18 protein-coding genes and 1 riboswitch are annotated in these 23,823 nt (G+C 32.7%); of the genes, 16 read left to right on the top strand and 2 right to left on the bottom strand.

Going from position 1 to position 23,823, the window contains the following annotated elements; all coding sequences use genetic code 11:
* Positions 1-84: 84 nt before the first annotated feature.
* The 5 genes from ACX6U0_RS03545 to ACX6U0_RS03525 all read left to right on the top strand — a co-directional run bounded on the left by ACX6U0_RS03545 (position 85) and on the right by ACX6U0_RS03525 (position 6,993).
* Complete coding sequence (locus ACX6U0_RS03545) at positions 85-1,533, top strand: PTS mannitol transporter subunit IICB (RefSeq protein ID WP_464958619.1); 1,449 nt, start codon at positions 85-87, stop codon at positions 1,531-1,533.
* 26 nt (positions 1,534-1,559) lie between these two features.
* Positions 1,560-3,662, top strand: a complete 2,103-nt coding sequence (locus tag ACX6U0_RS03540) for a BglG family transcription antiterminator (RefSeq protein WP_464958618.1) — start codon at positions 1,560-1,562, stop codon at positions 3,660-3,662.
* A gap of 9 nt (positions 3,663-3,671) precedes the next feature.
* The gene (locus ACX6U0_RS03535) at positions 3,672-4,109 is read left to right on the top strand and encodes a PTS sugar transporter subunit IIA (protein WP_464958617.1); all 438 of its coding nucleotides are present in this window, start codon (positions 3,672-3,674) and stop codon (positions 4,107-4,109) included.
* A 1-nt stretch (position 4,110) separates the two neighbouring features.
* A complete protein-coding gene (locus ACX6U0_RS03530; RefSeq protein ID WP_464958616.1) occupies positions 4,111-5,277 on the top strand; it encodes a mannitol-1-phosphate 5-dehydrogenase in 1,167 nt (388 codons plus the stop codon).
* Between the two features lie 171 nt (positions 5,278-5,448).
* Positions 5,449-6,993 carry an alpha/beta hydrolase gene (locus ACX6U0_RS03525; RefSeq protein ID WP_464958615.1) on the top strand — a complete coding sequence of 515 codons (1,545 nt, stop codon included), beginning with the start codon at positions 5,449-5,451 and terminating at the stop codon, positions 6,991-6,993.
* A 156-nt stretch (positions 6,994-7,149) separates the two neighbouring features.
* Here the strand turns inward: ACX6U0_RS03525 and ACX6U0_RS03520 are convergent, their stop codons facing one another.
* Entirely contained in the window at positions 7,150-7,857 is a 708-nt protein-coding gene (locus ACX6U0_RS03520) for a DNA alkylation repair protein (RefSeq protein WP_464958614.1), read from the bottom strand.
* Positions 7,858-8,129: 272 nt separating this feature from the next.
* Between ACX6U0_RS03520 and ACX6U0_RS03515 the strand changes: the two genes are divergently transcribed.
* Positions 8,130-10,121, top strand: coding sequence for a S9 family peptidase (locus tag ACX6U0_RS03515; RefSeq protein ID WP_464958613.1), 1,992 nt, complete (start codon positions 8,130-8,132; stop codon positions 10,119-10,121).
* A gap of 132 nt (positions 10,122-10,253) precedes the next feature.
* On the opposite strand, the gene ACX6U0_RS03510 is transcribed toward ACX6U0_RS03515, so the two are convergent.
* Entirely contained in the window at positions 10,254-12,596 is a 2,343-nt protein-coding gene (locus ACX6U0_RS03510) for an Ig-like domain-containing protein (protein ID WP_464958612.1), read from the bottom strand.
* Positions 12,597-13,048: 452 nt separating this feature from the next.
* Between ACX6U0_RS03510 and ACX6U0_RS03505 the strand changes: the two genes are divergently transcribed.
* The 10 genes from ACX6U0_RS03505 (at position 13,049) to ACX6U0_RS03460 (ending at position 23,650) form a co-directional block, all read left to right on the top strand.
* Positions 13,049-13,768, top strand: a complete 720-nt coding sequence (locus tag ACX6U0_RS03505) for a sigma-70 family RNA polymerase sigma factor (protein WP_464958611.1) — start codon at positions 13,049-13,051, stop codon at positions 13,766-13,768.
* A 30-nt stretch (positions 13,769-13,798) separates the two neighbouring features.
* Positions 13,799-14,383, top strand: coding sequence for an ATP-dependent Clp endopeptidase proteolytic subunit ClpP (gene clpP, locus ACX6U0_RS03500; RefSeq protein WP_464958610.1), 585 nt, complete (start codon positions 13,799-13,801; stop codon positions 14,381-14,383).
* A gap of 465 nt (positions 14,384-14,848) precedes the next feature.
* On the top strand, positions 14,849-15,424 hold the full coding sequence (locus ACX6U0_RS03495) for a GNAT family N-acetyltransferase (RefSeq protein WP_464958609.1): 576 nt from the start codon (positions 14,849-14,851) through the stop codon (positions 15,422-15,424).
* A gap of 207 nt (positions 15,425-15,631) precedes the next feature.
* Positions 15,632-15,811 (top strand): hypothetical protein, encoded by a 180-nt coding sequence (locus ACX6U0_RS03490; protein WP_464958608.1) that lies wholly within the window; start codon positions 15,632-15,634, stop codon positions 15,809-15,811.
* A 356-nt stretch (positions 15,812-16,167) separates the two neighbouring features.
* Positions 16,168-17,067 carry a DMT family transporter gene (locus ACX6U0_RS03485; protein WP_464958607.1) on the top strand — a complete coding sequence of 300 codons (900 nt, stop codon included), beginning with the start codon at positions 16,168-16,170 and terminating at the stop codon, positions 17,065-17,067.
* A gap of 79 nt (positions 17,068-17,146) precedes the next feature.
* Positions 17,147-18,046: a phosphotransferase enzyme family protein gene (locus ACX6U0_RS03480; RefSeq protein WP_464958606.1), complete on the top strand. Its 900-nt coding sequence runs from the start codon at positions 17,147-17,149 to the stop codon at positions 18,044-18,046.
* A gap of 365 nt (positions 18,047-18,411) precedes the next feature.
* Positions 18,412-18,636, top strand: a complete 225-nt coding sequence (locus ACX6U0_RS03475; protein WP_464958605.1) for a cyclase — start codon at positions 18,412-18,414, stop codon at positions 18,634-18,636.
* 155 nt (positions 18,637-18,791) lie between these two features.
* Positions 18,792-21,065, top strand: coding sequence for an ATP-dependent DNA helicase (locus tag ACX6U0_RS03470; RefSeq protein ID WP_464958604.1), 2,274 nt, complete (start codon positions 18,792-18,794; stop codon positions 21,063-21,065).
* A 91-nt stretch (positions 21,066-21,156) separates the two neighbouring features.
* Positions 21,157-21,260, top strand: a riboswitch (SAM riboswitch).
* Between the two features lie 81 nt (positions 21,261-21,341).
* Complete coding sequence (locus ACX6U0_RS03465; protein WP_464958603.1) at positions 21,342-22,511, top strand: trans-sulfuration enzyme family protein; 1,170 nt, start codon at positions 21,342-21,344, stop codon at positions 22,509-22,511.
* A 5-nt stretch (positions 22,512-22,516) separates the two neighbouring features.
* Positions 22,517-23,650, top strand: coding sequence for a trans-sulfuration enzyme family protein (locus ACX6U0_RS03460; protein ID WP_464958602.1), 1,134 nt, complete (start codon positions 22,517-22,519; stop codon positions 23,648-23,650).
* Positions 23,651-23,823 lie beyond the last annotated feature (173 nt).

Genomic DNA, 23,823 nt, shown 5'->3' with positions numbered 1-23,823 from the left:
ATTTTGTCACATTTGTTCGTGACAAATACCAATATTCATTTCATTGAGTTGTCACTGTAAGCGTTTTAATATTTAACTATAAAGATGAATGGGGGGAAAAATTTGAGTTTAGAAAAAGGAAATAACTTAAAAGTAAAAATTCAACGTTTCGGAAGTTTTTTAAGTGGTATGGTCATGCCAAATATAGGTGCATTTATAGCATGGGGATTAATAACTGCAATGTTTATTCCAACTGGATGGATTCCAAATGCTAAATTAGCGGAATTAGTTGGTCCAATGATCACCTATTTATTACCATTGTTAATCGGTTTTACTGGCGGAAGAATGATACATGATATTCGAGGTGGAGTTGTTGGTGCTATTGCAACAATGGGCGTAATTGTTGGTGCAGAGATGCCGATGTTTTTAGGGGCAATGGTTATGGGACCTCTTGGTGGTTTGTGCATCAAAAAGTTTGACCAAGCAATCCAAGGGAAAATTAAGTCAGGATTTGAGATGTTAGTGAATAACTTTTCAGCCGGTATTTTAGGAGCAATTTTAGCAATTATTGGTTTAATAGGTGTAAATCCTGTCGTGTCATCACTTACAGAATTATTAGCTAATGGTGTAGATATGATGGTAAAAGCGAATGTCATTCCTTTAGCAAATATATTTATTGAACCAGCAAAAATCTTATTTTTAAACAATGCAATTAATCATGGAATTCTAAGTCCAATTGGTCTTGAACAAGCAAAAACAGTTGGGAAATCGCTCTTATTCTTATTAGAAGCAAATCCAGGACCCGGACTAGGCGTTCTATTAGCATATACGATTTTTGGCAAAGGTACTGCAAAACAAACAGCACCGGGTGCAGTTATTATTCATTTTTTAGGCGGGATTCATGAGATTTATTTTCCATATATCCTAATGAAGCCAGTTTTACTTTTATCAGTAATTGTAGGTGGGGTGGCAGGTACATTTACGTTTAACATTTTAGGCGCAGGTCTAGTAGCAGCAGCCTCTCCTGGAAGTATGATTGCAATATTAGCAATGGCTCCAAAAGGTGGTTACTTACCAATCCTTGCAGGTGTAATTGTAGCAGCAGCCGTTTCATTTATCATTTCAGCAGTCATTTTAAAAGCATCTAAGTCAGCAGTATCAGATGAGGATTTAGAAGTAGCAGCTCAAAAGTCAAAAGACTTAAAAGGGAAAGATAGCAAAGTAGCTAATCTGTTACAAATTGAAAAAGAAGTAGCAAGTTCTCTAGTAGTTGATAAAGAAGTAAAGAAAATCATTTTTGCCTGTGATGCAGGTATGGGTTCTAGTGCGATGGGAGCATCCATTTTACGTAAAAAAGTAAAAACAGCCGGATTAGATGTAGAAGTTACGAATGTAGCAATAAATAATTTACCTAATGATGTAGATATTGTCATAACGCATAAAGATTTAACAGATCGATCAAAAGGTAAGGTTCCAAATGCAGTTCATATATCAGTAGAAAACTTCTTGAACAGTCCTAAGTATGATGAGTTAGTAAATTCTTTGTTAAAATAAATTAAAAAAGGTTAATAGAGGTATGTATGTATATATCAGCTAGAGAAAGAGAAATCATTCGTTTGATATTAGAGAATCAAAATGGAATCAATGTTCATGAAATTGCAGAGCAAATACATGTTAGTAGTCGTACCGTACAGCGAGAATTAAAAGGAATTGAAAAAATTGTTAAAGCTCATCAACTTCAATTTAAAAAAGTGTCTGGAATAGGCATGACAATTGAAGGTACTCCTGAACAGAAAAATGAGCTTCAAATCGCAATCTTGAAAAGCGGACAAGAGTTTACACAAAAAGAGAGACAGGAATTAATTCTCTGTTCCTTATTGAAGGTGTCAGATTCTATTAAATTAAGTTCATTGGCAAACGAATTACACGTCACTGTTGCTACGGTAAGTAATGATCTTAATAGAGTCGAAGAATGGTTAAAGGAGTTCGATTTAGTTCTCATTAGAAAAAAAGGTTACGGTATTGCTTTACAAGGTTCTGAAAGAAGGAAAAGAAAGGCTTTAGGCCATTTAATCGCACAGCAATTAAACGAATATGAGTTTTTATCAGTAGTAGAAGAAGAGTTTGAGACAAATAATAGACTATCAAATGAATTATTAGAAATTATTAAACTTGAAAAACTCACTATGATTGGAAAAATGATTCGAGATATTGAACAAGGATTGCCATACTCTTTAGCTGATAATGCATTTATGACATTTACGATCCATTTATCATTAGCCATAGAAAGAATAATACAAGGTGAAGTCATTGAAATGGAGCAAGAAGTTTTCGAAGAATTAAAAATGTCTAAGGAATTTCTTATAGCTGGTCAAATTGCTAACGAGTTGGAAGACGTGTTTAAAATACATATTCCAGATGCAGAAACAGGCTATATAACGATGCATTTATTAGGTGCGAGGCTACGCCAACAGAAAAATGATTGGTTAGTGGAAAGTGATACGGAGATTGTAGCTGGCTCAAAAAAGTTGATTCATTTTGTATCGAAACAGCTTGATATAAATTTTGAGGAAGATCCCGCTTTATTTGAAGGGCTTATAACACATATTGAACCAGCAATTTATCGTATTCAAAAAAGGCTAGAAGCTAACAATCCTTTAGCTAGTCAAATTCAAGAGGATTATCCTGTCTTGTTTAACATGATTCAAGAAGGACTAACAATTGCATTCCCAGCGATTACTTTCCCAAAAGAAGAAGTTGCTTATCTAGTATTGCATTTTGGATCATCACAGGTAGTCTATGAAAATAGTAAAGAAGTTAAAGCGCTAGTTTTATGTACGAGTGGAATCGGATCATCTAAAATGTTAGCGAGTCGAATCAAAAAAGAGATAAATGAAATAACAGATATTGAAGTATCATCATTAGCAAACTTAAAAAATATTCATTTCGAACAATACGATATTATTTTATCAACAGTTGATATGCCCGGTTTTTCGAAAAAATATATTACAGTAAATCCTTTATTAACAAAAGAAGAAATTGAACAAATTCGTGAGGAAATAAAACGTAGTTCCTTAACGACAGAAGTAGCATTATTAAAGAAGAGCAAAAATAAAAAGCTGCAAAACCCTAGCCTACTAGAAACACCAGAAACGATGAAACAAAAGATAGAACTAGTACATCAATATACAGAAACTGTACTTCATATTTTGAATACATTTGAAACGATTTCTTTACCGTTTATTCCTACATCATCAATTTTATTATTGGAAGTTTGCAAGCAAGTTAACATTAGAGGATTAATCGGAGATTATTTTGAGGTATCTAATGAACTAATGGACAGAGAAAAAAAAGGTGGTCTAGGAATACCTGGTACAAGCATTGCTTTATATCATTGTCGATCTGAATATGTGATGAAACCACTATTCTTATCTTTTCAACTTCATGAATCGATGATCGTAAAAGCCATGGACCAGTCAACAGTAAAAATCAATTCATTGTTATTATTACTCGCTCCTGTAGATTTACAAGTTGGACAATTAGAGGTACTAAGTGCAATCAGTTCTGCAATTATTGAAGATGAAAAATCAATAAAAATATTTTCATCTAATCATTATCGTGATATCTATGAAAATCTTAGCAAAGCATTATATGAAAACTTACAGAAAAAATTTAAGAATTGAGGGAACATAATGATTCAGACAGTATTACCGACAGATAATATTTTATTGAATGTAGAAGCAAAAACTAGGGAAGAGGCAATCCGATTAGCTGGAAGTGTTTTAGTGAAAAACGGTTTCGTTGAAGACAGCTACATTGAAAAAATGATTGAAAGAGAACAATCCTTAACAACGTATATGGGGAATTTTATTGCGATTCCCCACGGTACAGAGGAATCAAAGGAGGAAGTTATTACATCAGGAATATCTGTCTTACAAATTCCAAATGGAGTAGATTTTGGTAATGGTAATATTGTAAAAGTTGTTTTTGGAATTGCAGGTAAAAACAACGAACATCTTGATTTGTTATCTCAAATCGCGATTCTTTGTTCAGAAGAAGAAAATGTTCATAAATTAATTGCTGCTTCATCTAAAGAAGAACTAATCAAGATGTTTAGTGAGGTGGAGTAAGATGTTAGCAGTACATTTTGGTGCTGGAAATATTGGTAGAGGATTTATAGGACAATTATTACACAATGCAGGATATGAGATTTGTTTTGTTGATGTAAATGAGGACATTATTGACGAACTGAATAAGAAGAAATCTTACACTATTATGTTAGCTGGGCACTCTCAAGAAAGATTAAAGATTACGAATGTAAGAGGAATTAATAGCCTAAAAGATCCTCAAGAAGTGACAAAAATAATTGCACAAGCGGATATTGTCACTACCGCGGTAGGACCAACAATTCTTCCGAAAATAGCAAAGCTATTAGCAGAAGGATTAATAGAGAGAGTGCAAAATTTAAATAAGCCGTTAAATATTATTGCCTGTGAAAATATGATAGGTGGAAGTAGTTATTTAAGAGATGAAGTATATTCATTTATGACATCTTCACAGAAAGAAAAAACTGACCAATCAGTTTATTTTCCGGATGCAGCAGTAGATAGAATCGTTCCAATTCAAAGTCATGAAGATCCATTATTAGTCTCAGTGGAACCGTTTTTTGAGTGGGTTATCGAAAAGTCAAAAATGAAAGGTGATATTCCAACGATTGATGGGGTAACTTATGTAGATGATTTACTACCTTATATTGAAAGAAAATTATTCACTGTTAACACCGGCCATGCAGCAACTGCTTATCTAGGAAATTATTATGGGATACAAACAATTAAAGAAGCCATTGCTGATGGGAATATTAGACAAATTGTTTTGCAGATTATGAAAGAAACTGGTGAATTATTAGTAAAGAAATATCATTTCGATCCCGAAGAACACAATTTATACATTAAAAAAATGATCAATAGATTTGAAAATGAACACATTTCAGATGAAGTAAGTCGCGTGGCACGTTCTCCAATTCGTAAATTAGGAGCAAATGACCGTTTTATAAAACCAGCAAGAGAATTAATGGAATATGAAATTCAGCCTAAATATTTAGCTAAAGCCATTGCCGTTGCTTTATCATATAAAAATAATGATGATCATGAGGCGGTTGAATTACAAAGTTTCCTTAAGGATCATTCTGTGGAAGAGTTGCTAGTAAAATATTCTGAATTATCAGAATTAAAAGAGTTAATACATCTAATTATGAAGGAATATGAGCAATTAGAAAAAGACTTATTTATTAAAATGTAGTAATACTTTCATTACAGAAAAAGCTGCTTTTGTGCAGCTTTTTTTGTGTAAGAGTTACTTAGTAATAAAGACTCAATTTTTATCTCAGTACTGATTGATGAAGGTAATTGAACTACGATATAGAAAATTAGATAGGACTAGATTTCATTTGTATAAGGGAGATTGATAGAGATGAAAAAGAGATTACTGGTTTTAGGTGCTGCATCTATTCTATTATTGACAAGTCCATCTGTAAGTTTTTTTAATGAGAAAGCTTATTCTGCAATGTCTGCAGCTATTATTCCAGGAGCACATGATGTGAGAGTTACGCAGTTTGATGGAGTAAGTGGCAATTGGCTAACAACGAAAAATCCACTTCAATACAATGCAGCGATTGAATTTGGAAACCTCGGATTGACGCCATATAATTGGGGAAATAAAGATGCAGGTACTGGTTGGTATAAAATGTATAAGCCTGCAGAAGTAAAGGGTACTCAAATTAATGGTATGTTTGAAGATTCAAAGTTTGTCATTCGCGTTCCTGAAAATTGGAATGGAAAATTGGTTGTTGCAGGGATCCCAGCAACACGAAGTGAAACTGCAACTGATTTATTGTTTAGTGATTACGTCCTAGCAAAAGGATACGCATTTGCAGCTTCCGATAAGGGAACTCAAGGTGAAGTAGATCCATTAGATTCTTTAGCAAAATCTAAAAATGCTTTATGGGACGAAGAAGATAGCGTTGCAGAATGGAATAAAAGATTCCGAGAAGTGACAAAAGCTGCTCAAAAATACTTAATTGAAAACCATTCAGAACAACTAATTGATAAGAATGATAAGCGTAATCCAGCTAGTAAACTCGTACATAAAAAACATAAAGTTCCAACGTATGCGATGGGAATTTCAAATGGTGGTTATGTAGTTCGTTACGCCCTTGAAAATGATGGGAAAAAGAAAACCGGAGAGCCAGCTTTGTATGATGGAGGAATCGATTGGGAAGGCGTATTATGGAGATCGAATGAACCTAATTTAATAAGTTCCTTAACACCAGTCGTAAATAATGCTGAAAAAGCTTTATATGGAACAGGTACTGAAAAAGAAAATGCAATTCAAGAAATGTATAATTCAGGATTACCGAAAGGCTCTGAGCAATTATGGAATTACCATGATCAAATTTATTGGTTTATTACATTAAATATTTATCGTGATGAATTTGACCCAGACGCTCAAAATCATATTCCTTGGAAAAACTATTTGAACTTTACGAATGGACTTAGAGATCGTCAATATGATTGGATATTTAAAGACTATAACTATCAATCTCGTCCATCAACAGTAATAGAAAACGTTAAGAAAATAGAAAATACTGGTGATATCGATGTACCTTTAATTAGTTTAACAGGTTCACTAGATACACTTATTTTCCCATCAGTACATGCAACACCGTATGAAAAATTGGTAAAGGAATCTGGAAAAGCAAAAAATCATCGTCTTTATACGATTGAAAAAGCCAATCATGTTGATAGTCTAGTTTGGAACGCGGCAACCGATCAAAAGAAGGAGCTACAACCACTTCTCCCATATGTTTATCAATCATTTGATTTACTTGAAGAATGGGTAGAAAAGAAAAAGCAACCACCAAATAGTAAAACAATACCAGTACCAACAAATGCAACGAAAGTAATTGATTTAAAAAGTGGAGATGAAGTAGAACCTATAACAACAGAGAAAAAGTAAATTTTTAATAGAAAGTTAAATAAAAGAGCATGTTATATTAAACCAAAATAAAAACATGCTTTTTTTACTGTTAAATTTCTTAAAAGACTAACCATTGAGTATATAAAAAGAAGAATCACATATGTGATTCTTCTTTTTTAAATATGAGCATTTACACTAACATCTTACATGTTTACGTTTAAAGCCCTTCAAACCTCTGTCTAAATCCTTTTGAATATTTAGAGAAGCATGCAGGGTGCCGTTTTTCTTGTTTTCTCGCTTGATTTCGATTGGTCCTATTTCCATTGCGATTTCTACTGCTTTCTCATGTTGTGGAACATATGAAATAGCCACTGTGTAAACAAAATTATTCATTGCCGATTTTGTCCGATCTGGAGAATCGAGAATCGTGTTTTTTACTAAATCAAGCATACCTGAAATCTTATCAGCACTAAATTCTGTGTCAGCTCGATTACCTAATAGCCAGCAGTAACAGCTCCAGCCCGCCGACATTTTAAGTTCTTCACCGCTTGCAATCCATTTATCTGCAACCTCTTGAGCAATATCAGTTTCTGCTAATGTTACCGCAACTACATAATCAGACAGCATATAAAAATACGCAGTATCAATCCATCGCTCAAAATCAGCTTCAGTCATTATCATTGGATCGGAAATGACTCCCGCAAAATACATGGCATCGTAGTTTCCAGTAGCGTAAAGCTGATCAGCTAAAGGTTGGTTTTTCTTTATTTTCTTTGAAAGTGGCTTCATAGCGCCTGTAGCTACGCCAAAAAGGGGCTCATGTGCACCATTACTTATGTAAGTTTTTTTCGTTCGTTCCTTACCGAGTGCCTCTAATTCCTGCATAACTGTCTCTAAATCCATCGTTTTGCACATCCTTTCTTAACTTTTCACTAATATAATTACATATATATTATCATTTCTTTTTCAACTACTCTGCAAGTTAGTATAAAATATCTAATAGATGTACTGAATGTAATTATACCAAAAAAATGTCGCAAGCCTTGAAAACTGTGAGTAATGATTCAAACTAATGCAAAAATCTTTTTATTTAGAAAATTAAGATAAATTACTTTACTTCACATTTCAAAATGCTAAGATAGACTTGTATATTCCTAAATAAGGAGGAAAGTAGAATGACAAAACGCCCAATTACCGCAGAGGACTTATGTAAATTTAAATTTGTTGGAGATCCCCAATTATCCCCTAAGAAAGATAAGTTTGCCTATGTATTAACACATGTTGATCAAGAAATGGATGGGTACTACTCTTATATCTACATAACTGATTTAAACGGAGAAGGTAGAAAGTATACTTCTCATTACGTAAAAGAGAATCTTATAAAAGATACAGCACCAAAGTGGTCACCTGATGGAACAAAAATTGCATTTCGTTCTAATCGAACTGGAAAAAATCAAGTTTGGCTTTTACATATTGATGGCGGTGAAGCAATCCAATTGACAGACGTTAAGCAAGGGATCGGTGATTTTACATGGTCACCGGACGGAAATCAGCTTGCTCTTACGATTAATGGAGAATTGAAACTTTCAAATGAAGAAGAAAAGAAGAAAGATAAAAGTGATGTAAAGGTCATTTCTAGACTTCGTTATAAAGGTGATGGAGCTGGTATTTATAGTGACGAGCATAGGCATGTTTATTTATTTGATATTGGGTCAAAGGATTTCCGGAAGATTACTGATGGGGAGCATGATTTTTCTCAACCACGCTTTACTCCAGATGGGAAAAACTTATTCTATATTGGTACGAAAGCAGAGGATAAAGAGTGGGGTTACCTTCCTGCGATCTGGAAGTTTGATATTGATAATAATGAAGAGACACTTTTCTATCAAGGAAATGGGTATATAATGGCACCTACACTGTCACCAGACGGTAAATGGCTCGCTGCTGTTGGTCATGCGCGTGGCGAAAGAAGTCAGGGGAATGCCAATGTATTGCTGTTTTCTGTTGAGTCCGGAGAATTTACAAATTTAACAGAAACCTTTGATTACACAGTTGGAAATCTTGTTGGTGTTGATGCAAAGTATGACACAGCAGAGCAACGACTTATTTGGGACCAGGCTAGCTCGACTATTTATTTTAATGCAACCGTTGGTGGAGATTGTCAGTTATTTAAAGTGAATTTAGATGGAGAAGTTTCGTCACCACTTTCTCCTGGCAATTCAGTTGTTACTTCTTATGATATCGTAAATGATGAACAAGCTATACTTGTATTAGCTACACCTCATTCTACAGGAGACCTGGTTACTCAAGATTTACATAACATAAATAAAGTTCGTAAATTAACAGATTGGAATCAAGAGCTTTTTGCCGAAGTTTTTTTAAGTTCTCCTGAAAATTTTCATTATAAGAGCACGGATAATAAGGAAATTGAAGGGTGGATCATGAAGCCTTATGGTTTTGAAGAAGGAAAAAAATATCCATTGATACTTCAAATTCATGGGGGGCCCGCAACAGCTTATGGAAATGGATTACATCATGAAATGCAATTAATGGCTTCTAAAGGATATGTAGTACTTTATACGAATCCAAGAGGTAGTCAAGGCTATGGTCATGAATTTGTTAATGCTGTAATTGGTGATTACGGTGGGATGGATTATGAAGATATAATGGCAGGTCTAGATTATGGCCTGGAAAACTTTAATTACATCGACCATGACAATTTATTTGTGACCGGTGGCAGTTACGGTGGATACATGACCAACGTCATCGTTACTCGCACAAACCGATTCAAAGCAGCCGTTACACAACGCAGTATTTGTAATTGGCATAGTTTCTATGGTACAAGTGATATTGGTTTCTTTTTCACAGAATGGCAGCACGGACATGCAGATTTATGGGACGACGCGATTAAGCTTTTAGAGATATCTCCACTTCATCATGCTCGTAATGTGAAAACACCGATTTTGATCCTACACAGTGAACAAGACTTACGCTGTCCAATGGAGCAAGCAGAACAATGGTATGTTGCTCTAAAACGTCTAGGAGTGGAAACAAAACTAGTACGGTTCCCGGATGAAAACCATGATCTTTCTCGCTCTGGAAAGCCAAAACACCGCTTAGAACGCTTGCAGCATTTAATCGGATGGTTTGATGACCGTTGCCATTAAATATGTTAGGTACATGTTTGTATTTTAAAAAATAATTTCTCATTCTAGGAAAACGAATTTTATGTATATTAAGATACGTATCAACCCTATATTCTATAAATAAAAAGGTATGACTAAAGTCATACCTTTCTTTTAATTAACCTTTATAACTTTTTCACTACTATTGTTTGCTCCGTCTATTGCACGAACACGAACTGTCCATCCTTTTTGCACTTTGGAAATTTTTATTTTAAATGTTCCATCAGAAGATACTTTTCCATAACCAATTCTACTTTCAAGTTCATATGCATCTATAATAATCATAGCATTTTTTTCTGCTTTTCCTGTCACGTATGTTGAGTTGCTAGTGATTTTATTAATTACTGAAATGGCTGGTGCAGTTTTATCAGAGACTTTTGTTTGAACATATGGGCTAATCTCTTTATTCTTTGTAATAGCTAAAACTTTTATTATTTTACCTGCTGATTGTTTTGAAATTGATATCTTATATTCTCCAACATTGTTAGCTTTCACATTTTTAATGTACTTTCCATTAATATATAATTTAACCGTTGCGCTAGGTAATGTTTGTCCAGAGACTGATATTGATTTATCACTTATAGGTTTAATTGATAGTGGGACTATAACTTTACTAGTTTGTGATTTGCTAGTATTCCCTGCTAAGTCTGTTGCTTGATATGAAATTTTAGTATTTACCTTTTGTTTTGGTATTTTAATAACAAATTTTCCTTTATCGTCTGCAATTGATTTATACGAATACTTATTATTGATTTTAATATTTATGGTAGCTTTTCGTTCTGTTACACCCGAAATGGAAGTAGAGGTTGCTGTAACCTTATTTAAAGTGGTTCTAGGTGCAGTACGGTCTATAACAAAGTTAAATTGTTTATGTCCATTTGATGCTGATCCAACTTGAGAAGAACTAAATTGAGTAAATCCACTTTGAGTTGATTTAACTGCAACTGAATACTTACCTTCATTTGTTAATAGATTTTTACCTTTTATTATTGTTGTTTTGTTTCCATTACTTAAATTTACACTAGCATCTTCTGGAACTACGACATTTATGTTTGACTTAAAATAAGCAGTTGTTTCCAGTTCACTATTTTCCATTTTTTTATCTTCATTTACACTAATCCATCGGTAGTCCTTATAATTGTAATACTCTTTTTTACTTTTCACACTATAAGTAATTAAGTATACCCCTTTAGTTTGTGTATCTACATTCCCACTATAAGTAATAGCAGGTGTTAAATCACCTTCATAATTGGATATTGCTCCAACATTTAACATAGGGTTAAAACTATCACCAAGTAAAACATTATTGACACCTTCAGTTCCATAAAATACAGATTGAACATTAAGTTCTGGAAGAATTCCTGGATTCTCACTTGGTAAAATAAATCTAGTATTCCTAACAGCATCTGTTATATCTATTTGACTAATTTCATATTGTCCTTGAGGAAACTGGATAGGTAATTTTATAATTGATTTGTATTTCTTTTCATCTTCATTCCATGACATTCTAGTACTAATTGCATGGCTTGTAACTTTATTTTTAATTGAAATATTTACTTCAGTTATTCCGGTTTCGTTGTCCTCAGCATCAACATATGCAATAAAAGTGTCTCCAGGTTTAATAACTGATTTAGATAATGTTACAGAATGAAAGATTGGTTTAGTAAAATCATCTACCCCCCCAGAAACTGTAAATTTTTGATTTATTAAAAATGGGTAGTCACTAGCATAAAGCCGAGTTGAATTCTGATTATTACCGTTAAGTGTGACATCAAATAGATTCCATTCACCATTTTTCATGGAATTAGGAATTTCTACACTTCCTTCCCAACCATTTGTTTCCTTATTAAATTTGATAAACCCAGTAAAATAATCATTCGTTATTTTATGTCTAAATGTGATAACTCCTGATAATACAACTTGACTTGGATCAATTATACTTAAGTCAATCATTACTTTCTCATTAGGAGTAACAACTGGATTACGAATTGAAAAATCCATTAAAACAGGTTTAGTTGGTACTTCTGCTCCATCGATTAAATTAAAGTATAAATCTTTCATCAGTGGGTGGTCATAACTATAACTTGAAAAATTTCCAGCATTATCACTGAAGGTTATATTTTCAACATACCATTTACCTTTTAGTATTTTGGAGTTTTGACTCCACTCAAAGCGATACTGATTATTACCAACATAATGATACACAGTAGTTCTTGATGCTCCTGACGTATGTCTTAAAGTGATGATTCCACTACTCATTGTGTCTTCATTTAATCCTGATTCTACATCTGGATCTAATTCAAATATTAAGACAATATTATCTCCAACTTTAGCTTCATTCATATTAATTGAAGCTTTTATTAATTTTGGGGGAGTAACATCGCTGGCAGCATGCCCTATTAATCTAACAGGCAAAACTAGCAATATTACAATAATCATTGAAACTAATTTTTTCATTCATTTAAATTCCTTTCAGTAAGTATTCTAAGATGTACAACGTGTTTAATTATATAAGATTTATTATTTTCGGTAAATTAAAAAATTAATAATTCCAACTCAGGAGTCTTCACATCTTATAAAGAACATTTTTTGTATCATCGAGCAAATTGAAATTTTATAAATAAAGGTACAAAGAGAGGTTGGGAAATGCCATGAGGGCGCAAGTTGTAGTAGTAAGTTTTTGGCAAAACGCTAAGCATTCTATTCTAAAACTTAGATAATTAATGTATGCTTCTTGTATAGATTCATCTTAAATGAAGTAAAATTGCTTTTATGTCTAAAACATGATAAAGATAGAAGAATTTTTTTAAAAAATACATACATTAAATAAAAAAACTTTTTGACCCCGTATCTTTTTATCCTTCTAAAAACGTTTATAGGATAGAGAGTGTGAAAAAGGAGTGAACATAATGTCTAGTAAGCTTGGCCTATACAGCATAGAAAAGGGAATTCAGGTTGAAAGGTCTAATGAATATTATTGGATGGAACATTATCCAAAACTGCAACGGTATTGTCGTTTTCTTGCTCAAAATGAATGGGATGGTGACGATATCGCTCAGGAAACCTTTTTTAAAGCAGTAAAGTATTATGAACATGAAAAGATGACTGTAGCTTTATTAAATAAAATTGCTTACAATCATTGGATTGATACATTACGAAAAAGAAAAGATGAAACGATTAGTCCTGATTTGGAACACTCACTGACTGAAGAAAAGGATCAAATTGCAGATAAAATGAATAGTGTAGATCTACTACTTAAGTATTTTACACCAAAACAAGCAATTATCTTTTTTCTAAAAGAAGCTTTTCAATATCAATCCAAGGAAATTGCAGATATTTTAGAAACTACAGAAATGGCAATAAAATCTAGCTTACATCGTGCAAAAAAGCGGTTAGAAAAATTAAATAAAGAAGAACAATCTATTTCTGTAGAATATTTTTGGAATGTTGAAGACCGCGAACAGCTTGATAAACTGTTTCACGAAGCGTTAGAAGTACAGGATCCTACTGTACTCATAGAAGCTATTCCTTCACTAGATTGTATTGTTGAAAGTCCAAAAATGTTATTACGTAATTTCCAATCATGTCGAACTCAAACTCCTTCAAGCACTCTCTGTATGGCAGCATAGCCAATTAAAGCTTTTAAGGAGGATTTATAAATGAGTACAATTCCTTATGTTATTGAAAATTCTAATCGTGGTGAACGATCATATGATATTTATTCACGATTGTTAAAAGATCGAATTATTATTATTGGTGATGAAATTAATGACCATGTTGCAAATAGTGTTGTTGCCCAATTATTATTTTTAGCTGCAGATGATCCTGATAAAGAAATTTCTCTTTATATAAATAGCCCTGGTGGGTCAACTTCAGCAGGATTTGCCATTTATGATACAATGCAATACATTAAGCCAGAAATTAAAACAATTTGTACAGGAATGGCTGCCTCATTCGGTGCGATGCTTTTACTTGCAGGAACAAAAGGCAAACGTTACGCTCTTCCAAACAGTGAAATCATGATTCACCAACCATTAGGTGGGGCAAGAGGCCAGGCAACAGAAATTGAAATATCCGCTCGTCGAATATTAAAGTTACGTGAGCATCTAAATCAAATCATTGCTGACAGAACAGGTCAACCAGTTGAAAAGGTAGCGAAGGATACAGATAGAGATTACTTCATGAGCGCAGAAGAGGCAAAAAAATACGGAATTATAGATGAAATTCTCTATCCAAAGAATTAAGAAGTCTTAATGATACGTTTTCGAAATTAAAAAGGTTAGCGATGCTAGCCTTTTTTTGTGTATTTAGAAGTAGTTTAGATCAGAGACAAAAAGGTAGAGGAATTAAAGATTGAACGATGATAATTATTCCAAGTGAGGGTACCTATTTTTATCTAAAAAAGAATCGTCAAGGTACGTTTATGAAACAAACTAATAAACTGTACATAGTATATTAGAGTAATTTGGTAATTTATGGACAAGCTACATCCGATGTTAATGGTGTAGCGACATAATATTTTACAGACAATGGATCATCTAATGGTAATCCTTTATATTATAAAATGCTCCTTTTGTACGAGAACTTTCATGTATGAAAATGGTAAATACTTCAAATACTTCCTTTGAAGGTTGAATTAATAGGATATTTAAATTAATTCTTATCCAAAGCATGCACTATTGTTCAACAGACAGAAAGGGAGAAAACAAATGCATTGGTATGAAAAACTGAATCAATATTTTCCTATAGAAGAAATGAAATCTAGGGAGCATATGGAGACTTTATTAAAAGAGCGGTCAGATATTTACCATAAGGATGAAGGGCCTCATCATGTTCTTATGTATGCAGAACTAGATGATTTTGTATTTATCGATTATTTATTTGTTTCCAAAGATGCTCGTGGACAAGGATTGGGTAATAAGCTACTTGATCAGCTAAAGAAAAAGGGTAAACCGATCATTTTAGAGGTCGAGCCGGTTAATTATGATGATACTGATACGGAAAAAAGGCTACGGTTTTATAAAAGAGAAGGTTTTGAGCATGCTCAATCAATCGGATATAGTAGACGATCACTTGCTACGCAAGAAATAAATTCAATGGAGATTTTATATTGGTCTCCTAATAATGAGAGTGAAGATATCATATATAAAGCAATGAAGAAGACATACAATATGATTCACACATATAGGGATACTCATTTTTATGGTGAATCATATCAACCAGTTCATGAAGTACTTACATTTAATGAGAATAAAGAAGGACAAAACATGTTAGAAGACATATAAGTCTAATAATAGTAATTTATAAAATATAACAACTTGAAAGTAAGCCAAGGGAGTTTTATACTACCTTGGCATTTTATTTTTAACTAGGTTTAATAAATAAAATGTTAGCAAAAGTTAGTTAGTTCTTCTTTTTCAAATTTTAAATAAGAAGGAATTGGAAAATGTATGCAGAAGTATACTGATATAAGAATTTTTGGGGAGAAAGTGATGTCAAATATAACTTGGTTCGCAATTGGGGCAATTTTGTTAAGTATTGTAGATTATTCAATGTTTCATATTGAAAGCAAAAGATGGAAATGGTTTAAGAAAAGAACAAGAATTCAAAAAGTTGGTTTATATTGTACTGTTTTTGTAGTGCTAATCGTACTTAATTATGTGAGTTCTTAATAAAGTAAAGGAACTTCTAAATTAAACTATTCAATATGGGATTATGGGACAATGCCAGAGTTCAATGTGAAGTGCTTAGATTCCCAATGATTACACTTTTTAAAACTTACAAATTTAAACATATCTTTAAAAATTATGAAGTTCCAAAAACAGTAACAAGTAAATTGCTTAGGAACTATTTGGAATTTCAATTATTTTCTTGAATTATTCTAGTGAAACTAAAGCGATACTTCAAAAGAAGGTCGCTTTTTTACTGAACTATAAAGTAATTTATTAAAAGAATTAAATCGAGAATCTTTGAAATAAATAAGTTTGATTTTACAATTTCTGAGGCGCAGTAGGAAGAGGTAATGTTAATGACAAAGTTTATGTATATTTTTTGTTTGATTGTATGGGGACTTAATTTTATTGCGGTAAAAATTCAAGGTACTCCAGTAAGCTTGGAATTATCCTTGACTTTTCGACTAGTTATCACAGCATTTTTATTTTTACTTCTTGTTTGGTTCATCCGCCCAAAAGGGAGACCGAAAAGAGAAGACATCCCGTTTGTTTTAGTGTTTGGTATATGTAACTTTGCTTTAAGCTATCTGTGCCTTTATTACGCTACAATATTAAGTTCTGCAGCAATCGTAACATTGGTATTTTCGTTAAAAGTGATTGTAACCCCGATTGCTCTTCGAATTTTTTTAAAAGAAAAATTACATTCCCGTGTTCTAATTGGAGGAATTCTAGGTGTAGTGGGAGTATGTATTCTCATATATCCGACATTGGAAAACTTTCAAGGGTTCCATGACATAAAAGGAATTATGTTCGCTGTCATAGGTACTCTCCTAACAGCGGTTGGTGACGCCAGCTCGGCAAGGAACGCAAATCGAAAGGTCGATCCAATCTATGCAAATGCTATTGGATTCACAGTTGGTAGTTTATTGATGGCGGCAATCGTATTGTTTAAAGGACAAGAAATTGTAATTCCAACATCTGTTACGTACTTATCTGCATTGCTATATTTAACTCTGGTTGCTTCTTTTGCTGCATGGTTATTCTATTTGAAGCTAGTAGAAAAAATTGGAGGAGCTCAAAGTGGCTATATGGTCGCCCTTTTCCCTGCAATTGGTGGAGTGGCCTCGGTTGTAATTGGTGAGTCTAATCCATCAGTGTATTTGTTTGCAGGTTGCCTTTTTTGCTGTATAGGTGCAGCAATTGCTTTAGGTTTTGGAACTGGAAATCGGAATATGAAGCTGCCTATACAGGGATAGCTATGGATTTTCTTTTGAAACCAATCCATATATAGTACAAAATGTGAGTTGAAAAGTGGAGTGTAAGGAGGTATATAGGATGGAAGAAATTCGTATTAGACTAAACGGGGGATTTCATAACGATGTGTTTTATATAGAGAAAAAAAGTGAAGTAGTAAGAATTTCTGATATTAAGAAAACAAAGAAAATGGTTATGCAAGAGTTGAAATGGATGTATTTCTTATATGAACAAGGAGTTCCTGTAGCGAAGCCAGGAATGTTTTTAGATACTGAAGATAATAGGGTCAGAGCATACTTTGACTATGTTAAGGGTGACAACATTGATGTGACAAACCAATTTCACTGGAATGTAAAAATATTTGAACAAATGGGTAGGATTTTGGGAAGAATGCATGCTTTATCTAAAGAGTTCAAAGTAGATGACATAGATCGACCGGTATGGACAGTCGAAAATCCAGATGTATTTAGTATTAGAGAAAGTTTAAGTCCATGGATAAGAGAGATTTACGACAAATTAATGGAAAGTCTATTTCCATATGAAATTTCTCGAGATACATTTGGAATAATTCATAATGATTTCCACCAAGGCAACTTAATTATCAATAGTGCAGGTATTTTAACTACGATTGACTTTGATGAATGCTCATTTAATTGGTTCGCACAGGATATTGCGGCACTATTCTATCACGCTAATTGGCAAAATAACTCTTACAATGGCTATAAAGACACATTTCCTTTGATGTTCATGTCCCATTTATTGGCGGGATATAGAGAAGAAAATCGAATTCATGATGATATGATTAAACAAATTCCTATTTTCTTGAAGCTGCGAGAGATATTTTTATATAAATTATTCATAGAGATTTGGAATAAGAATAATTTAAAAGAATGGCAGAAATATACCTTGTATGAATTAGAGAACAATATAAAGAATGCAATCCCATATGCTGGGATTAGTGATTTTTCTATTTTCCTTTAAAGGACAACTGAATTTAATTTGTAAAAAATAGCTGGTAATCATTTGATAAACCTCTATTTTATTAAAAGGACTAATTGACTGAAAAAAGAATAATAGAATTACGATATTATTTTATATGCAGGTGATCCAATAGCTTACCAGTTTGATATGTTATTTGATCGGAAAACTTACTTTGGGCATCCATTGGATACTTCTATATTATCAAATGAGGTTGAAGTATTTATTCCAAACTAGTATTCTTTTTTTAAATTTACACATGATTTAATAGGATAAGACACATGTAAGGTAGTTCACAAGGTCATTGTTTCATTTAACTAGAATATGAATATAATAATCAACAAAAATCTAAATAAGGTGGATCAAAAATGGATAAAAGAGTCCAATTCGACTTTGAAATCGATTTTACAAACGGTGGTGGATTACAAGGCCAGGATTTTCGTCTTGATATTAAAGAAAATGACATTTCTGACGAAGAGCTAGCAAAGTATATTGTTGAAGATATGAGATTACTAATGGTTGGCGAAGTTAGAATATTGAACAAAAAAATAATTAATGAAAAACATAAGCGAATCCTTACTGACGAGATATGAATTTAATATGAAGTATGATTAGAATGAGACTGTCTAAAAATGGCAGTCTTTTTCATTGCCATTTCTTAAGTCTCTTTTCTAAATTGTTTTTTTTATAGACCGAACATATGATCACCATTTATGGTAAAATATAATACAAAAGGAGTGTACTCTGAATGGAAAATATGATAAAAGTATCTGTACGTTCGCTAGTTGAGTATGCTCATAAAAGCGGAAGTATTGATGTAGGGTATCAAAATACTGTTTCATTAGTAGAAGGCACAAAAGCACATCAAAAAATTCAAAATTTATATAATGAATCAGATTGTAAAGAAAGAACAACTTCGGGAACAATTAAATATGAAGAATTTGAGTTTCAAATAGAAGGTCGTTGTGATGGTCTCTTATTTAGGGATGAAAAATATATAATAGAAGAAATTAAATCTACTGTAAAAGATGTTAACAAATATAATGAAAATTCTTATCCTGTTCATTGGGCTCAAGCGAAAGTTTACGGTTATTTAATTTGTGAAGAATTAAACCTTGAACAAATATCGATACAACTAACATATGTAAATATTCATACTGAAGAGAAAAAGAGGTTTTTATTAGCTTTTACCCAGCAAGAATTGTACGAGTTCGTTCAAAATGTGATCAAAATTTATTACCCGTTTGCTAAATGGAAGTATGATCACATCCAAAATCGGAACGATTCAATAAAAGAATTGAAATTTCCATTTCCATCTTTTAGAAATGGGCAAAGAAAGTTAGCAGGAGCCGTTTATCAATCAATTCAAGATGGAAATAATTTATTTGCGGTCGCTCCAACAGGAATTGGAAAAACAGTTTCAACTATTTTTCCAACGGTGAAATCAATTGGTGAAGCTACAACGAATCGCTTATTTTATTTAACATCTAAAACAATTACTCGTACGGTTGCGGAAGAAGCATTTGGACGAATGACAGAACAAGGTTTGTGCATGTCATGTACAACCCTAACTGCAAAAGATAAAATTTGTTTCAAAGAAGAAACAATTTGTGAGAAAGATTATTGTGAGTTTGCAAATGGCTATTACGATCGAATCAATGAAGCAGTGCTAGATATTTTATCTAATGAAAAATTGCTAAGTCGAGAGAAAATCGAAGCATATGCTAAAAAGCATACAGTATGTCCTTTTGAATATTCACTAGATTTAACAAATACAGCAGATGCAATTATTTGTGATGTGAATTATATTTTTGATCCAAGAGTATCACTAAAAAGATTATTTGATGAACATAAGCGAAATTCAGTTTTATTAATAGATGAGGCGCATAATCTTGTTGATCGTGCTAGAGAAATGTATTCTTCGAGTTTATATAAATCAAAATTTCTAGAATTAAAAAGACATTATAAAGGAATAAATAACTCAATAGTTGAGAGCGTTAGTCAAATCAATCAATATTTCATTACTCTCCGAAAAAAATGGCAAGATCAAAAAATGCCAGTCTGGGGTAAATTAGATGAAGAATTTGTGGATTTGGTAAGGGAGTTTGTAGAAGTCGCCGAATTAAGTCTACCAGACGAAGAGGATTCAGAACGTAAGCAATTGCTATTAGATACATATTTTGAATCCCAAAATTTTGTAAAGATTGCTAGTTATTATGATGAAAAATATGTTTCGTATTTAGAAATGTATAAAAGTGAAGTTCATATGAAATTATTTTGCATTGATCCATCAACAATCGTAAATGATGTGATTAAAAAATTTCATTCTACAATTTATTTTTCAGCAACATTAACACCTCTTCAATATTTTCAAGATATGCTTGGTGATATTGAACGCGACTATACCATTAAAATAGATTCACCATTTTTAAAAGAACAGTTAAAGGTCGAAGTAAATCCGATATCAACCAGATTTACTGATCGTTCTAAAACATTAGACGAATTAGTTTCATCTATATATGAAAATATTAGAGCTAAAAAAGGCAATTATTTAGTATTTTTTCCATCCTATCAATATTTGAGCCAAAGTGTTGAATTGTTTACTGAGAGGTATGGAGAAATAGACATAATTGTTCAAGAAAATGGGATGACAGAAGAGGAAAGAGAAGATTTTTTGCTTAAATTTGATCAAAATAATGCAGAAACGCTTGTGGGTTTTGCTGTTCTTGGCGGAATATTTTCTGAAGGTATTGATTTAAAAGGTGATCGTTTAAATGGGGTAGTAGTTGTTGGTGTAGGTTTGCCACAGCTTTGTTTAGAAAGAAATATTTTAAGAGATCATTTTAATGAAGTTGGTAAAAACGGTTATTATTATTCATATGTGTTTCCTGGGATGAATAAAGTAATGCAAGCAGGTGGACGTGTCATCCGTACTGAAAATGATGAAGGTACATTATTATTAATCGATGACCGATATCAAAGTATGCTTTATCAGAGCTTAATGCCAGATGAATGGAAATAAATAGGTAATAATGTATTAAAAAATAAAAAATTCAAATAATGATTGATAATTTTCAGATTTATTAATATACTTGTAATTATAAAATTAAATAATCTTATCAAGAGTGGTGGAGGGACTGGCCCGACGAAACCCGGCAACTCTAGTTTTATACTAGAAAGTGCTAAATCCTGCAGGTGTAAACCTGGAAGATAAGGACGATATGTTTATTTTGAGACATAACCACTTCTTATTTTTTAGGAAGTGGTTTTTTTATTTTGATAAATGGAGGATTACAATATGACAAATACGAATGTGGTTTCAAAATCGAAACAAAAATCAATTGAGACAGTTGCTGTTCATGGTAGTAAAGGATATGATCCATTAACAGGTGCAATCAGTTACCCAATTTATCAATCAGCAACTTTTAAACATGAGGGACTTCATCAATCAACGGGTTATGATTATGCTCGTTTACAAAACCCTACAAGAGAAGAAGTTGAAAATACTGTAGCAAAATTAGAAAATGCAGAATTTGGGGTAGCATTTTCTACAGGGAACGCTGCTGTCACTGCAGTTCTTAGTTTGTTTAAAAAAGGCGATCACGTAATTGTTTCAGATGACTTATATGGTGGTACATATCGATTATTCGAAGAAATTTATTCGCCTTATGGTATTGAGCATAATTTTGTTGATACAACAGAAATTGATAATATTCTAGACACTATTAAAGAAAACACAAAAGGTATTTTTATTGAAACGCCATCAAATCCAATGATGAAAGTAACTGATTTAAAACGAGTTGTAGAAATTGCAAAAGAAAGAAATATCGTTGTCATCGTTGATAATACTTTTTTAACGCCATATTTCTTTAGACCGATTGAATTAGGAGCAGATATTGTTGTTCATAGTGGTACGAAATATTTAGGTGGCCATAATGATACATTAGCAGGGTTTGTAGTGACGAATTCTGAGAAAACAAATGAAAAAATCCGCTTTTACCAAAAATCTACTGGCGCAACTTTAGCACCATTCGATTCATGGTTAATCTTAAGAGGAATTAAAACATTACATGTACGAATGGAATATTGTCAAAGAAATGCGATGATCCTTGCTGAGTTTCTAGAAAATCATCCAAATGTAACTGACGTATTTTACGTAGGACTTCCAAACCATAAAGGCTACTCAATTATTAAAGAACAAGCAAGCGGATTTGGCGCGATGATTTCATTTAAAGTAAAAAATGTAAGTATTGTAGAGAAAGTACTTAGTAGTGTAAAAGTTATTACATTTGCCGAAAGTTTAGGTGGGGTTGAGTCTCTAATTACCTACCCGCATACACAAACTCATTCAGAAATGCCTGAGGATTTTAAAAGAAAGCTTGGTCTAGATGACCATACATTAAGATTATCTGTTGGTATAGAACATATAGATGATTTACTAATTGATTTAGAGAATGCATTAGGTTGATGAGTATGAAATTTGGTACGAAATTAATTCATAATGGTAATGAAGTTGACCCTTATACTGGTGCATTAAGTATTCCAATTTATCAAGCATCAACTTTTCATCAACCCAATATTGAAAATTTAGGTAAATATGATTATGCAAGAAGTGGAAATCCGACGAGAGAAGCTTTAGAAAATACGATAGCTCAATTAGAAAACGGCGTTAGAGGTTTTGCTTTTTCATCAGGTATGGCAGCCATTTCCTCAGTTCTCTCTCTATTTTCAGCTGGAGATCATATCGTTATTTGTGAAGATGTCTACGGAGGAACGTTTCGGATTGCCACTAAGGTATTCAATCGATTTGGCATTGAGTTTACATTTGTAGATGCATCAGATACAAGTGAAATCGAAACAGCAATCAGGCCAAATACAAAAGGGCTATATTTAGAAACGCCTTCAAACCCTTTATTGAAAATTACAGATTTAAAAGAAGCAATTAAGATTGCGAAAAGAAATGATGTAATTGTCATTGTAGATAATAGTTTTCTGTCGCCTTATTTTCAAAAACCATTAGACTTGGGTGCGGATATCGTCGTTCATAGTGCGACTAAATTTATCGCAGGACATAGCGATGTAATTGGTGGTCTAGCAGTTGTGAACTCTGAAGAATTAGCAAGGGATTTATACACTATTCAAAATTCATTTGGAGCAGTCTTAGGTCCACAAGATTGTTGGCTAACATTAAGAGGTCTGAAAACATTAAAAGTTCGGATGGATGTATATGAACAAACTGCACAAAAATTAGCAAATTGGTTAATATCAAATGAATGTGTGGAAGAGGTGTACTATCCAGGACTGAAAGATCATCCGGGACACGATATACATTTTGAGCAAGCAAGTGGCGGAGGAGCGGTATTGTCATTTACATTAAAAACAGTTGATCAAACAATTCGTTTTTTAAAAAATGTAGAAAATGTAGCAGTAGCAGTGTCTCTAGGCGGTGTAGAAACGATTGTTTCTTATCCAGTAAAGATGTCTCATGCAGCAATTCCAAGGGATGTAAGAGAAAGACTTGGTGTAAAGGATACATTAATTCGTGTTTCAGTTGGTTTAGAGGATGTAGAGGATTTAATATCAAGTTTCCAAAAAGCATTAATATAAGGGAAGAAGTATGGGGTAATCAATATTCCATACTTTTTTTGATTTCTCAAATAATGGATGAAAACTTAATGAAAATTACTATTATAGATAAATTATTGTGTTGAAATTGTGTATTAACGAATATTTTGTAGTAGAAATTTAAAAATGTTCGTATTTTTACTTGAAACCGTTTC

It is taken from the genome of Gottfriedia sp. ABJ_BB2_2 (genome assembly GCF_055484705.1).
The sequence above is the reverse complement of the archived record's forward strand: the minus strand, read 5'-3'. Positions and strand labels throughout refer to the sequence as shown.

Excerpts from the sequence above, each read along its gene's own strand:
- ACX6U0_RS03545 (WP_464958619.1), top strand. The coding sequence starts at position 85 with ATGAATGGGGGGAAAAATTTGAGTTTAGAAAAAGGAAATAACTTAAAA.
- ACX6U0_RS03540 (WP_464958618.1), top strand. The coding sequence starts at position 1,560 with ATGTATATATCAGCTAGAGAAAGAGAAATCATTCGTTTGATATTAGAG.
- ACX6U0_RS03535 (WP_464958617.1), top strand. The coding sequence starts at position 3,672 with ATGATTCAGACAGTATTACCGACAGATAATATTTTATTGAATGTAGAA.
- ACX6U0_RS03530 (WP_464958616.1), top strand. The coding sequence starts at position 4,111 with ATGTTAGCAGTACATTTTGGTGCTGGAAATATTGGTAGAGGATTTATA.
- ACX6U0_RS03525 (WP_464958615.1), top strand. The coding sequence starts at position 5,449 with ATGAAAAAGAGATTACTGGTTTTAGGTGCTGCATCTATTCTATTATTG.
- ACX6U0_RS03520 (WP_464958614.1), bottom strand. The coding sequence starts at position 7,857 with ATGGATTTAGAGACAGTTATGCAGGAATTAGAGGCACTCGGTAAGGAA.
- ACX6U0_RS03515 (WP_464958613.1), top strand. The coding sequence starts at position 8,130 with ATGACAAAACGCCCAATTACCGCAGAGGACTTATGTAAATTTAAATTT.
- ACX6U0_RS03510 (WP_464958612.1), bottom strand. The coding sequence starts at position 12,596 with ATGAAAAAATTAGTTTCAATGATTATTGTAATATTGCTAGTTTTGCCT.
- ACX6U0_RS03505 (WP_464958611.1), top strand. The coding sequence starts at position 13,049 with ATGTCTAGTAAGCTTGGCCTATACAGCATAGAAAAGGGAATTCAGGTT.
- clpP (WP_464958610.1), top strand. The coding sequence starts at position 13,799 with ATGAGTACAATTCCTTATGTTATTGAAAATTCTAATCGTGGTGAACGA.
- ACX6U0_RS03495 (WP_464958609.1), top strand. The coding sequence starts at position 14,849 with ATGCATTGGTATGAAAAACTGAATCAATATTTTCCTATAGAAGAAATG.
- ACX6U0_RS03490 (WP_464958608.1), top strand. The coding sequence starts at position 15,632 with ATGTCAAATATAACTTGGTTCGCAATTGGGGCAATTTTGTTAAGTATT.
- ACX6U0_RS03485 (WP_464958607.1), top strand. The coding sequence starts at position 16,168 with ATGACAAAGTTTATGTATATTTTTTGTTTGATTGTATGGGGACTTAAT.
- ACX6U0_RS03480 (WP_464958606.1), top strand. The coding sequence starts at position 17,147 with ATGGAAGAAATTCGTATTAGACTAAACGGGGGATTTCATAACGATGTG.
- ACX6U0_RS03475 (WP_464958605.1), top strand. The coding sequence starts at position 18,412 with ATGGATAAAAGAGTCCAATTCGACTTTGAAATCGATTTTACAAACGGT.
- ACX6U0_RS03470 (WP_464958604.1), top strand. The coding sequence starts at position 18,792 with ATGGAAAATATGATAAAAGTATCTGTACGTTCGCTAGTTGAGTATGCT.
- ACX6U0_RS03465 (WP_464958603.1), top strand. The coding sequence starts at position 21,342 with ATGACAAATACGAATGTGGTTTCAAAATCGAAACAAAAATCAATTGAG.
- ACX6U0_RS03460 (WP_464958602.1), top strand. The coding sequence starts at position 22,517 with ATGAAATTTGGTACGAAATTAATTCATAATGGTAATGAAGTTGACCCT.